This is a genomic window from Streptomyces flaveus (genome assembly GCF_014647675.1).
GTDB classification, from domain to species: Bacteria; Actinomycetota; Actinomycetes; order Streptomycetales; family Streptomycetaceae; genus Streptomyces; species Streptomyces flaveus.
Genome location: NZ_BMPQ01000036.1, coordinates 22,859 through 35,437, shown reverse-complemented (window position 1 = coordinate 35,437; position 12,579 = coordinate 22,859). Strand labels below are relative to the sequence as shown.

Genomic DNA, 12,579 nt, shown 5'->3' with positions numbered 1-12,579 from the left:
GCGGAACGGCAGGGCAAAGGAGCGCATCGGTGTCGGACGACGAGCGGAACACCACCGGAAGCGGGCAGTTGCACGGGCTGAAAGTGGTCGAGTTCGCCCATGTGGTCGCCGGTCCGCTGGCGGGCTCGATGCTCGCCGACCAAGGGGCCGACGTCGTACACGTAGAACCCCCCGGCGCCGGAGACGCGGCCCGCGCCATGGGGCCCCAACGCGACGGTGTCCCCCTGTGGTTCAAGGTCGCCGGCCGCAACAAACGCTCGGTCACCCTCGATCTGCACCACGAGGCCGGCCGACTCGTCGCCCACCGGCTCGTCGCCTGGGCGGACGTCGTCATCGTCACCCTGCGCGCCGGACGCCTGCGCAGCTGGGGACTCGACTGGGACTCCGTGCACCGGATCAACCCCCGGGCCGTACTGCTGCAGATCTCCGGCTTCGGCGCCACCTCGTCACAGGCGGACGCCCCCGGCTTCGGCAAGGTGGGTGAGGCGCGCAGCGGAGTCGTCCACCTGACCGGCTTTCCCGACGGCCCGCCCGTGCACACCGGCTTCTCGCACGGCGACGCCGTGACCGGCCTGATGGGCGCCTACGCCGTCCTCGCCGCCCTCCACCGCCGCGACCACGACCCCGGGTTCGACGGCGAGTGGATCGACCTCGCTCTCTTCGAGTCCCTGTTCCGTCTGGTCGAGTGGCAGGTCATCGTCCACGACCAGTTGGGACGAGTACCCGAACGCTCCGGCAACCAGTTGGCGGTCGCCCCGGGGGCCGTGATCAACACCTACCGCTCCCGCGACGGCGAGTGGATCACGGTGACCTCCGCGACGCTGCGCTCGGTCCGCAACATCGCCCGCCTGCTGGGGCTCCCCGAGGAGGAGTTCGCCACGGCTCAGCAACAGTACGACCGGCGCGAACAGTTGGACGTGGGCCTGCGGAACTGGGTGGCGGAGCGTGCCACCGGAGAGTGCCTGGAGGAGTTCGCCCGTGCCGAAGTCGTGGCCTCACGGGTGTTCGACGCCGCGGACATCGCCGCCGACCCCGTGTACGCCGAACGCGAAGACATCGTCACCGTCGATGACCCCGATCTCGGCCCGGTACGTATGCAGGCGGTGATCCCGCACTTCCGGCAGCGCCCCGGGCGGGTCTGGCGGACGGGGCCCGCCCTCGGGCAGGACAACCACCTGGTCTACGGGCAGTGGCTCGGACTCAGCGCGGACGAACTGACCGACCTGGAGAAGAGCGATGTCATCTGAGGAGCCTTCGGACAAGCCTGCCGAGGTGGACGCGGGAGTGGTCGACCGGCCCCCGCTGCGCTCACTGCTCTTCGTCCCCGGCACCAGAACCGACTGGCTGCCCAAGGCCCGGGCGGCGGGCGCCGACGCGGCCATCCTCGACCTGGAAGACGCGGTGCCAACCGCGGACAAACTCACCGCCCGCGCGCAGGTGGCCGACGCCGTCGCACGGACCGCCGCCACGTCCGCCGAGCAGGCGGAACGGATGGCACTGTTCGTCCGTGTCAACCCGCTGGACAACTGGGCGGGGGCCGAGGAACTACGGGCGGTCGTACGGCCCGGACTCGCCGGTGTCGTCCTTCCCAAGGTCCGCTGCGTCCAGGACGTGAAGCTTGCCGACCGGCTGCTGGCCTGGTGCGAACAGGAACAGGGCCTGCCGCCGGGACACATCGCTCTGGTGCCCCTGCTGGAGACAGCGCGTGGCCTGCGCGAGGCCTACGACATCGCCCGAGCCGCCTCGCGCATCGCCTACTTGGGCGCTCTCACCGCCCCCGGCGGCGACGTGGAACGCGCCGTCGGCTACCGATGGAGCCCGGAGGGAACCGAAACGGCGGCACTGCGCTCCCGCGTTCTGCTGGACGCCAGGGCAGCCGGAGTGCCGTGCCCGGTCAGCGGATTGTGGACACGCATCACCGACCTGCCGGGGCTACGCGCCTTCGCCGAACAGAACCGCTCCCTCGGCTATGAGGGCATGATGGCGATCCATCCCTCCCATGTCCCCGTGATCAACGAGGTGTTCTCTCCCGGCTCCGCCGAGCTCGCCCGCTGCGCAGAGCTGATCGCGGCGGTCGAGGCGGCACAGGGAGAAGGGACGGGCGCCGTGACCTTCCAAGGTGAGATGGTCGACGAGGCCATGGCCCGTACGGCCCGCCTTGTGCTCGAACGACACGGGGCGCAGGTTCGCGTGACGCGTACGAGTTCCGCGTCGAGGCCGCGAGCCTGTGACGTTCAGCGTCCCCTGACGGACACTCACCCTCGCTCGGTCTGACCGCCGGCCGGCGGGTGTCGCCGGGGCCGACACCTTCGCTCGGCATGCACCGGGGGACGGACCAAGGGCCCGTCCCCCGGTGCGTTCAGCCGATCCCGACCGCTGCTGCGCCGACTGCTGTGACACTCCTGGGCCGGGTCGGCCGAGGGCGGGCGGATCTGTGTATCTCCTGTGAAGGTCGACAACCTCCCGACCATCGTCGGCAACTGAGGGGAGACACCGGCTCGATCTTCCAGAACGGATGAGCAATGAAGAAGCAGCAGGCCCCACAGCACCGCCGACGCAACCTTCGGCTGGCAGTGGGTACGCCGCTGGCGCTGGCAGCCGCGGGCGTTCTCGCCTACGGCGCGGTCTTCGGGACGTTCGGTGACGACGCCCGGCCCGAGGCGGCCGCGGCCCCGGTTCCCGGCAACGCGATGTCCGCCGTGGCCGCGATGCAGCCGGGCTGGAACCTCGGCAACAGTCTGGACGCCATCCCGGACGAGACCTCGTGGGGCCAGCCCCGCACCACCAAGGCCCTGCTGGACAAGGTCCGCTCCCAGGGCTTCAACAGCATCCGCGTCCCCGTGACCTGGACCGACCACCAGGGAGCGGCGCCGAACTACACCATCGATCCGGCGTACTTGAAGCGAGTCAAGCAAGTGGTCGACCAGGCGCTCGACAGCGGCTTCTACGTGATCATCGACATCCACCACGACTCCTGGCAGTGGGCCGACTCGATGTCCACCGACCACGACAAGGTGCTCGCCCGCTTCAACGCCACCTGGACCCAGATCGCCGCCACGTTCAAGAACGAGTCCGCCAAGCTGGTCTTCGAGAGCGTCAACGAGCCCCAGTTCGAGCAAGCCGATGCCGCGCAGAAGGCCGAACTGCTCAACGAACTCAACAAGTCGTTCCACAGCATCGTGCGCAAGTCGGGCGGCAACAACACCAAGCGCCTGCTCATGCTGCCCACCGAGGTCTGCACACCGGACCAGCGGCTGATGAACAACCTCGCTACCACGATCAAGTCGCTGCGCGACCCACGGCTGATCGCCACCGTGCACTACTACGGCTACTTCCCGTTCAGCGTGAACGTCGCCGGCACGACCCGCTTCGACGCCACGGTTCAGAAAGACCTGAGCCAGACCTTCAAGCGGATACATGACACCTTCGTCGCCAAGAACATCCCCGTCGTCATCGGCGAGTACGGTCTGCTCGGCTACGACCACGGCCCCGGCGCCGTGGAACGCGGCGAGATGCAGAAGTACTTCGAGGCGTTCGGCCACACCGCCCGCACCAACAAGGTCACCACCGTCCTGTGGGACAACGGCGCCTTCTTCGACCGCGACAAGCTGCGGTGGAAGGACGCCGGGATGTACGGCCAGATCAAGTCGAGCTGGACCACGCGCTCGGCAACCGCTTCCACGGACAACGTCTTCGTGCCGAAGTCCGGCCGCGTCAAGGACCGTACGCTCACCCTGAATCTGAACGGAGCCACCTTCAAGGGTCTTCAACGGTGCGGCGATTGGCTTAGGGATGCCGCGGAAAGCTGATTCCGGCTCGGGCGTAACCATATGGACTGCCCCTCGTTCTACCCGACATACACGCCGCGTGCTCGAAATGCGCGCGGTCCCCGCCACTGACATCGCGGTTCACCCGCGGTGATCGGTTCAGCGTCCGGCGGGGCGGCGATCCCAGGGTGTGCCCGAATCGAAAGATCCGGACACAGTCCAGACGTCGGCACCGCGTCACCGCCAGTGACGCCGCACACAGGCCCTACCCAAGGATCGGCCCGGACTCGTCCGCGCTCGTCACCGCTTCCACCCTCAGGGCCACGCGATGACCCAGGATCCTTAGGAGTTCCAGAGACGCTCTCAAGCACGGCACGACCAAGCTGGTCAGCGGCAAGGACTACATCCTTGTCGGCAACCGGCTGACCCTGAAGGCGGCCGCGCTCACCCGGCCCGTCCGGGAGGCTCCCGGGCGGGCACCGCGCTCAGCCGGCGGGGACGGCGCCGCGACGCGTTCACTGAACGCTCCAGCAACCGCCTCCTCCTCGCGGGGTGCGTCACCCTGGCCGCCATGGTGAGCAGCGTTCCGTGGCCCCTGGCCAGTTTCTCCGAGGTCGGCCGGACCATGACGCTGATCGACTTCGTGTGCAGCCTGGCCGACCTGCACAAACTCGTGGAGTCAAGCGGCACGCACGCACAGCTGACGGGTGAACTCCCGCCCACCGTGGGCACACCCGCCCAACGGGCTCTCTACCGCACGGTCCAGGAGGCGCTGACCAACGTCCGCAAGCACGCCCCCGGCGCCAACGCCTGCGTCGAGCTGTGGCAGGACGGCGACCACGTCGGAGTGACCGTCGCCAACACCCCGCCCACGCGTCCCTCGTTGTCCCTGCCCGGATCGCTGTGGAGGCGCCACGGCAAGCAGCGCCGTCACACCGCCGGGTGGGATCCCCGGCGGGGGCCGGGCTAGAGAGGCGTCGACGACGACGGCACGAAAGGTGCACCGTGTCCCGGCACGATCAGCGCCGGGCCGAGAGCCAGGACCTTCTCCCTGGCCGCCCGCAGTTGATCGCGGTCGGGCGCGAAGGGGTCGTCGGCCGGCCCCTCGGCGGTCCACCACAGATGGGTCAGGACCACCAGGCCCTCGTCCGCCGTCACCAGGGTGCTGACGTCCTCGGCGGTGTGGCCGGGGGTCGTCATGAGCGTGATCGACGAGGAGAGCCGGTATCCGTCGGCGTTCCGGTCCTCCCAGACGTCGTCCTGGTAGATGGCCATGTGGTCGTGGAAGCGGGCTTCGGGAAACAGGGCGGCGTTCAGCGTGTGGTCCGGGTGGTGGTGGCTGAAGATCACGTCGGTGACGTCCTCTGGGGCGAGGCCGTGGGGCGCCAGCGGGTCCAGGATGAGCCGGCGGTCCGCGACCATGCCGGGATCGACGACCGCGACGGTCGCATCGTCGACGAGCAGGGTGACGGTGCCGGCCACCCGCGTGTCGGCGTAGCCGGTGGTCAGGACGTGGAACGAGGCGGTCATGACGGGGCTCCTCCGGTGAGGCCTTGAGTGATGGGTGCGGGGCCGTGCGAGCCGGTCACCGGGGAAGGAGCGCCCGGAAGCCGGTGATCAGGGCGCGGAGACCGACGTCGAAGGCGAGTTCGGCGCGGCGGTGGTCGGCGGGGGTGTCGTCGAGTACGACGGTGAGGTGCGGGGCGGTTTCGCGGGTCACGTCGGAGACCATCACCGGCGGGGCCACGAGGTCGAGGGCGGAGCCGAGGATGAAGCTCTCCATCGCGGTGATCAGGGGCATGACCTGGCTCGCGGTGAAGCCGGCGGTCAGCAGGAGCTCGGCGACCTTCTCGTACATCGCGTGCATGAAGGGTTCGGCGAGCGGGGCGGTGGCGAGCAGGGGTACCGCCCCGGGGTGCGCGGCGAAGGCCGAGCGGTAGGAGCGGGCCCATTCATCGAGGGCCTGCTCCCATGGCTGTGACGAGTCCCAGGCTTCGGGGCCGGCCTCCAGGGCCAGCGCTTCCCGCATGAGCGAGATGATCTCGTCCCGGCCGGACACGTGGTGGTAGAGCGCGGAGGGGGCGACGCCGAGCTCCCTGGCCAGGGCGGGAATGGTGAGAACGCCCTGGTCGTCGGCGAGTCTCAGTGCTGCGGCGCCGATGCGTCGGCGGTCCAGCAGCGGGGTGCGCGGCCTTGGCACGAGGGCTCCTCTTCGTATGTCTGCCCGCTCGGCAGGCGGCACGGTCGCCTGCACGACGTCACCGGAACTTTACCGAACAACTTTCAGTAAAACTCTTCCCGGCTGTTCGAGCGACCCCTACATTACCGAAAACCGAATGACTTTCAGTTAAGTCGTCGTACGACGGGAGGGCGTCACCGCCATGCAGGCCGACATCGTGTTCACCGGAGGGACCGTCAGGACCGGGGTCGCCGAAGGCCCGGTTCTCGACGCACTCGCCGTCACGGGCGGCAGGATCAGTGCGCTCGGGCCGGAGGCGCTCGCCGCCCGGGGCAGGGGCACCACCGTCGTCGATCTACGAGGAGGCGCGCTACTGCCCTCGTTCGGCGACGGACACGTGCACCCGGTGATGGGCGGCTTGGGCCTGCTCGGAGCGCCCGTCCGCGAGTGCACCTCCGTGGACGGGATCGTGGAGGCCGTGCGGCACTGGGCCGACGAGCACCCGGAGGCAGAGTGGATCACCGGCGACGGCTTCGACGCCTGGCTCGCCCCCGGCGGCCGGTTCGACGCCCGCCGGCTGGACGAGGCCGTCCCCGACCGGCCCGTGGTGCTGCGCACGATGGATCACCACACGGCGTGGGTGAACACCGAGGCGCTGCGCCGGGCCGGGTTCACCGCCGCCACGCCCGACCCGGACGGCGGGGAGATCGTGCGCCGGGAAGGCTCCACCGAACCGCTGGGCACCCTTCGGGAGTTCGGTGCCGTGCTGCCCGTCCTCGACCTCGTACCCCAGCCGTCCCACGAAGCGCAGGTGGATGCACTGCGCGAGACCGCCGCCCGGTTCGCCGCCTCCGGCGTGACCTGGGTACAGGATGCCTGGGTCGAACCGCACCACGCCGATGTCTGGATCACAGCGGCGACCAGCGGCCCGGGGCTTCCCGTCCGTGCCGACCTCGGCTTCTTCCTGGGGCCTGAGCACTGGCGCGAGAACATCCTCCGCCTCGCTGCCGAACGTGAACGTGTGGAGGGTGCCGCCCCCGGGCTGCTCACCGCGCACACCGTGAAGTTCTTCGCCGACGGGGTCATCGAATCCGGTACGGCGGCCCTCCTCAAGCCATACAGCGACTGCCCGCACTCCCACGGCATCGCCAACTGGACTCCGGCGGAGCTGGCGGAGGCCGTCATCGCGGTCGACGTGCTCGGTTTCCAGCCGCACATCCACGCGCTCGGCGACGGCGGCGTCCGGGTCGCCCTGGACGCGATCGAGGCCGCGGTGCGCACCAACGGCACCTACGACCGCCGCCCGGTCATCGCCCACGCCCAGCTGATCGACCCCGCCGACCTCCCCCGCTTCGCCGAACTCGGGGTGATCGCCAATCTCCAGCCGCTGTGGGCCCAGCCCGACAGGCTGATGACCGAGCTCATCCTGCCGAAGATCGGCCCGGAACGCGGCGCGCGGCAGTACCAGATCGCCGCCCTGCTCGCCTCCGGCGCCCGCATCTCCTTCGGCAGCGACTGGCCGGTCACCGATCACGAACCACTGCGGGGCATCGCCACCGCCGTGACCCGCCAGACGCCCGAGGGAATCCCCGACGGCGGCTGGCTCCCCCAGGAGCGGATCGACACCGCGACCGCCCTGGCCGCCTACTCCGCCGGATGCGCCTACCAGGCGTTCGAGGAGAAGAAGTGGGGCGTCCTGCGCCCCGGTATGTGGGCCGACCTGGTGCATCTCGCCGCCGACCCGGTCGAGACCGCTCCACGCGATCTGGCAGACCTGCCCGTCCTGGGCACCTGGCTCGCCGGACGGCGCACATACGACTCCCACGTCCCCTCCCCCGTTCCTGCCGCAGGACGGTAGCCGAAAGGCACCGTCACGGCCGGACCGCGCACCAGGTCAGTAACCCACCCGTCGACCTCACGCATCACGCGGAGACCTCCATGACCGAGCCCGACACCTCCACCGCTCCCCAACAGCCTCCAACGGCCACCGGGCCGGAGCCGACCGGCCAGCTGCAGCGGGCCACGCTCGGCGTCACCGACATCGTCTTCTTCGTCGTGGCGGCCGCCGCCCCGCTCACCGTGATGGCGGGTATCGCCCCGCTCGCCATCCTCTTCGGCGGCATCGGCGCCCCGGTCGCCTATCTGACGGTCGGCGTCGTGCTGTGCCTGTTCGCGGTCGGTTTCACCGCCATGACGCCGCACATTCGCAACGCGGGCGCCTTCTACTCGTACATCGCCCGGGGCCTGGGCCGCCCTGCCGGACTGGGAGCGGCGCTGCTGGCGGTGTTCTCCTACAACGCCCTGCAGATCGGCACCTATGGCGCCTTCGGCTTCTTCGCCGCCAGTACCGCGGACGGCCTCCTGGGCGTCGACCTGCCCTGGCCGGTCTACGCCTTCGCCGCGATCGGCGTGGTGTGGTTCCTCGGCTTCCGGTCGATCCACGTGGGCGCCAAGGTCCTCGCCGTCCTGCTGATCGCGGAGACCGCCATCCTGGTGCTGCTGGCCGGCGCGATCCTCGTCAAGGGCGGTGCGGACGGCCTGAGCCTGGCCTCCTTCGCCCCCTCCAACGTCTTCACCTCGCAGATGAGCGCACCGCTGGGCCTCGCCATCGCCGCCTTCATCGGCTTCGAGGCCACCGTCCTCTACCGCGAGGAGGCCCGCGATCCCGACCGCACCGTGCCCCGCGCCACCTACCTGGCCGTCGGCTTCCTCGGCCTCTTCTACACGTTCGTCGTCTGGGTCATCGTCCAGGCCTTCGGCGACGACAAAGCCGTCGGGACCGCGGCACAGAACCCCGCCGAGATGTTCTTCACCGCCATGACCCGCTACGTGGGCGACTGGGCCACCGACCTCCAGCGCGTCCTGATCGTCAGCAGCCTCCTGGCCTCCCTGCTCGCCTTCCACAACGCCATCACCCGCTACGGCTACGCACTTTCCGTCGAGGGTGCCGCCCCCGCCCGCCTGGGCCGCATCCACCCCCGGCACGGCTCGCCCTGGATCTCCGGCATCGCACAGACCGTGCTGGCGGCCGTCGTCACCGCCGTCTTCGCCGCGATCGGCGCGCACCCGTACAACGAGTTCCTGCTGTGGGTGAACACCCCCGGAGTGGTCGGCATCCTCGCGCTGCAGACGCTGGCCGCCTGCGCCGTGGTCGCCTTCTTCCGCCGCAACCCCGGTGCCGGCGGGGCGGGACGCCTGCGCACGGTCGTCGCACCCGCGACCGCCGCGCTCCTCCTGGCCGCGATCACAGTGCTGGTCTGCAACCGCCTCAATCTCTTCACCGGCGCCCCGCCCGCCGTCAACTGGACGCTCGTCGCGCTCACTCCGGTCGTCTTCGCGATCGGCGCGGTCCTCGCGATGCGGATCCGCCGCAAGCGGCCGGAGGTCTACGCGAAGCTCGCCACCACCGACGTCGAATCCGTGTGAACACGGGCAGGCCCCGTCGCGGGGCGGCAGATCACCGCGACGGGGCCGCAGCCGCACGCCGACTCTCGCCGCCACGTCCTGACTGCCCGCTCAGCCCTGTACGACGGACGCCTGCGCCCTGTCCGCCGCGAGCAGCGTCGCGAACCGCGCCAACCGGACTCCCTGGAAACGGGCGCAGTCCAGCGTGACCTCGTCCGGCGCCGTCGAGGGGAATCCCGCGGGCCACGACGTCCCGTAGGGGTTTCCACCGGCGGCGTAGACGATGTCGTCCGTGTAGCCGAGAGGGACGATGACCGCACCCCAGTGGTAGAAGACGTTGTTCAGCGACAGGATCGTCGACTCCTGGCCGCCGTGCTGCTCGGCCGAGGAGACGAACGTCGTCACCGGCTTGTCCGACAGCTTCCCCGCCTGCCAGAGACCTCCGGCAGTGTCGATGAACTGCTTCAGCTGCGCCGCCGGAGCGCCGTAACGCGTCGGTGTGCCGAAGGCGTAACCGTCGGCCCACTCCAGGTCGGCGAGTTCGGCAACCTCGACGGTCGATTCCGTCTCCTGCCGATGCGCTGCCCAGTCCGGATTCGCGGCTATCGCCTCGGCGGGGGCGAGTTCGGCGACCCTGCGGAGCCGTACGTCGGCGCCCGCGGCTTCAGCTCCTTCGGCCACTGCCTTCGCCAGCCGATGCACGGACCCCGTAGCACTGTAGTAGACGACCAACACGTGTGCTGACACGGAAAACCCCTTCCGAGGGATGTTGCTCGATCACGAAGTAGGCGCCTGGCGGCGGTTCACTTGTCGGGTGCGTACGAGAGGACGGCGGTGACCGTTTTCTCCTCGGTGTTCGCTTCGATACCGGCCCAGCCGAGTTCCCGCCCCTGACCGCTGAGCTTGGAACCGCCCCACGGCAGGCGGGGGTCGAGGGGCGCCCAGCCGTTGATCGCGACAGCCCCGGCCCTCACGCGGCGCGCGACCACATGCGCCCTGCTCACGTCGGACGTCCAGAGGGTGGCGGCCAGGGCGTAATCGCTGTCGTTGGCCATCGCGACCGCCTCGGACTCCGAGTCGAACGCGATGATCGCACCCACGGGCCCGAAGATCTCCCGCCGGGCGATCGTCATGGTGTTGTCCACGTCGGCGAACAGTGTCGGCTCGACGAAGAACCCTTTGCCGTCCGGTCGGCCGCCCCCGGCGATCAGGCGGGCGCCGTCGTCGATTCCTGCCGCGACGTACTGGGATACGCGCTCCAGCTGCCGTGCGTTGATCAACGCGCCCATCGTGGTGTCTTCGTCGAACGGGTCGCCGACCTTGATGTCGCGGGCACGCACCACCAGACGTTCGACGAATTCGTCGTACACGGAACGAGCGACCAGGATGCGGCTGCCCGCGGCACACACCTCGCCCTGGTTGGCGAAGATTCCGACTGCCACTCCCTGCGCGGCTTCGTCCAGATCGGCGTCCCCGAAGACGATCTGGGGGCTCTTGCCGCCGAGTTCCAGGGTCGTACGCCGAAATCCCTTCGCGGCCGCCACGGCCACCTTGTATCCCGTCTCGGGGCTTCCGGTGAACGAGATCTTGTCCACCCCCGGGTGTTCGATGAGCGCCTGGCCCGTCACGGCTCCGAGCCCCGGAAGCACGCTGAACGCCCCGGCCGGGAACCCTGCTTCCTCGATCAGAGACGCGAGGAGAAGAGAGGTGAGGGGCGCGTCCTCCGGAGGCTTCAGGACGACGGCGCACCCCGCGGCGAGCGCGGGCGCGATCTTCCACGATCCGATCATGGTCGGCGAGTTCCAGGGCGTGATGGCCGCGACGACTCCGACCGGCTCGCGCACGGTGTAGCTGTGCGTGGGCCGGCCCATGTAGGGGGACGTCGGGACGGAGCGGCCCTCCAGCTTGTCGGCCCAGCCGGCGAAGTACCGGAAGGCCCCGATCGCCTGGGGCAGGTCGATGGCCCGCGGCTCGAAGCCGGGCTTACCGATGTCCAGCGACTCCAGCGTCGCGAACTCCTCACTCCGGGCCTCGATGAGATCGGCCAGACGGTGCAGCAGGAGCGCCCTGGCGCTTCCGTCCGTTCTCCCCCACTCACCTTCGTCCAGAGCGGACCGGGCGTGGGATACGGCCTCGTCTACTTCCCGGGCCCCGGCGGCGGCCACGGTGGTGAGCCGTCGTTCGGTCACCGGGTCGATCACGTCGAAGGTGTCGATGCTCTGACCGCTGACCCAACGCCCGGCGACGTAGGGCTCCGTCGGAACCGTGCTGACCAGCTGTTCGGCTTCTGTGCGTGCTAGCATGAGTACGATTACCGTTCTCTGTGGACGATATTCGAAACCATAGGGATGAGGGTGACGCCGGGTCAAGGGGTCGGCGCCATACGACCGTTCTGACCGGCGTGACATGATGTGCGGCACGGTGAGGCAGGAGGCGAGAGAAGATCGTGGCGGCGACCGGCGGGGAAACGTCCCTGACTCTTGACCGCGGGCTGACGGTGTTGTCATTGCTCGCACGGAACGCCGACGGTCTCACGGCGGCGGAGCTCGCCGAGCAGCTGAGCATCGCCCGGGCGGCCGTCTACCGTCTTCTGCGCACGCTGGAGGCCCACAGCCTCGTCGCCCGTATCGGCACGCGATACATCCTCGGGTTCGGCGTGGCCGAACTGGCCGGGCAGCTCAAACCACGGCTGCAGGCCACCGTCCTGCCGATTCTGCGACGGCTCAGCGAACAGACCAACAGCACGGCGCTGTTGAGCGTCGCCGACGGCGACCAGGCCCTGATCCTGCTGACGGCGGAGCCGCCGAACTCCACGATGCACCTCGCCATGCGGGAAGGCGCCCGGCACGCCCTGACCATCGGCGCGGACGGCATCGCCATCCTCGCCGGCAGGCCGGAGAGCGACGAGGACACCGACGACGTCCGCGAGGCCCGTCGTCGCGGCTACGCCGTCAGCATAGGCTCGATCCAGGAAGGCGCGATCGGCATCGCGGCCCCCATCCGGGTCTCGGACTGGTCGACCGCGAGCCTCGGAGTGGTGCAACTCGGCCTCAAGCTCGTCGACGACCAGGTTCCCCGTCTGGTGACGGAGGCCGCCGGGACGGCCGCGACTCAGTTGGTCGGCGCGGCCGGCCCCGAAGCGGTCAGTCGATAGCGCCCCACGCCGGTACGTCACCCCGGCGGGACAGCCGGAAGCCCACGCCGGTGCTCCGCCGCGGGACAGCCGGA

General features: G+C 69.8%; 10 protein-coding genes and 1 pseudogene. 7 read left to right on the top strand and 4 right to left on the bottom strand.

All coding sequences use genetic code 11. The annotated features are described in order from the left end of the window. Window positions 1–29 precede the first annotated feature (29 nt). From IEZ21_RS40215 to IEZ21_RS40200, 4 genes and pseudogenes are all read left to right on the top strand, one after another. Window positions 30–1,247, top strand: coding sequence for a CaiB/BaiF CoA transferase family protein (locus IEZ21_RS40215; RefSeq protein ID WP_189326774.1), 1,218 nt, complete (start codon window positions 30–32; stop codon window positions 1,245–1,247). Then, window positions 1,237–2,274 (top strand): HpcH/HpaI aldolase/citrate lyase family protein, encoded by a 1,038-nt coding sequence (locus IEZ21_RS40210; RefSeq protein ID WP_189326773.1) that lies wholly within the window; start codon window positions 1,237–1,239, stop codon window positions 2,272–2,274. Before IEZ21_RS40215 ends, IEZ21_RS40210 begins: the two co-directional genes overlap by 11 nt. Before the next feature lie 248 nt (window positions 2,275–2,522). Next, on the top strand, window positions 2,523–3,809 hold the full coding sequence (locus IEZ21_RS40205) for a glycoside hydrolase family 5 protein (RefSeq protein WP_308429695.1): 1,287 nt from the start codon (window positions 2,523–2,525) through the stop codon (window positions 3,807–3,809). Between the two features lie 607 nt (window positions 3,810–4,416). Beyond that, window positions 4,417–4,737, top strand: a pseudogene (locus IEZ21_RS40200) (two-component sensor histidine kinase); the annotation flags it as partial. Here the strand turns inward: IEZ21_RS40200 and IEZ21_RS40195 are convergent. Both IEZ21_RS40195 and IEZ21_RS40190 read right to left on the bottom strand, forming a co-directional pair. After that, window positions 4,734–5,297: an MBL fold metallo-hydrolase gene (locus IEZ21_RS40195; protein ID WP_189326772.1), complete on the bottom strand. Its 564-nt coding sequence runs from the start codon at window positions 5,295–5,297 to the stop codon at window positions 4,734–4,736. The pseudogene IEZ21_RS40200 and the gene IEZ21_RS40195 sit on opposite strands and share 4 nt — an antisense overlap. A 55-nt stretch (window positions 5,298–5,352) precedes the next feature. Continuing rightward, on the bottom strand, window positions 5,353–5,967 hold the full coding sequence (locus IEZ21_RS40190) for a TetR/AcrR family transcriptional regulator C-terminal domain-containing protein (protein WP_189326771.1): 615 nt from the start codon (window positions 5,965–5,967) through the stop codon (window positions 5,353–5,355). 181 nt (window positions 5,968–6,148) lie between these two features. Between IEZ21_RS40190 and IEZ21_RS40185 the strand changes: the two genes are divergently transcribed. Then, window positions 6,149–7,804, top strand: a complete 1,656-nt coding sequence (locus IEZ21_RS40185; RefSeq protein ID WP_189326770.1) for an amidohydrolase — start codon at window positions 6,149–6,151, stop codon at window positions 7,802–7,804. Window positions 7,805–7,884: 80 nt separating this feature from the next. Further along, entirely contained in the window at window positions 7,885–9,372 is a 1,488-nt protein-coding gene (locus IEZ21_RS40180; RefSeq protein ID WP_189326769.1) for an APC family permease, read from the top strand. 90 nt (window positions 9,373–9,462) lie between these two features. Here the strand turns inward: IEZ21_RS40180 and wrbA are convergent, their stop codons facing one another. Together wrbA and IEZ21_RS40170 are read right to left on the bottom strand one after the other, a co-directional pair. Further along, window positions 9,463–10,098, bottom strand: coding sequence for an NAD(P)H:quinone oxidoreductase (gene wrbA, locus IEZ21_RS40175; protein WP_189326768.1), 636 nt, complete (start codon window positions 10,096–10,098; stop codon window positions 9,463–9,465). Between the two features lie 56 nt (window positions 10,099–10,154). Continuing rightward, entirely contained in the window at window positions 10,155–11,654 is a 1,500-nt protein-coding gene (locus tag IEZ21_RS40170) for an aldehyde dehydrogenase family protein (RefSeq protein ID WP_189326767.1), read from the bottom strand. Window positions 11,655–11,797: 143 nt separating this feature from the next. On the opposite strand from IEZ21_RS40170, the gene IEZ21_RS40165 reads away from it, so the two are divergent. Next, entirely contained in the window at window positions 11,798–12,505 is a 708-nt protein-coding gene (locus IEZ21_RS40165; RefSeq protein ID WP_281399670.1) for an IclR family transcriptional regulator, read from the top strand. Window positions 12,506–12,579: the final 74 nt, after the last annotated feature.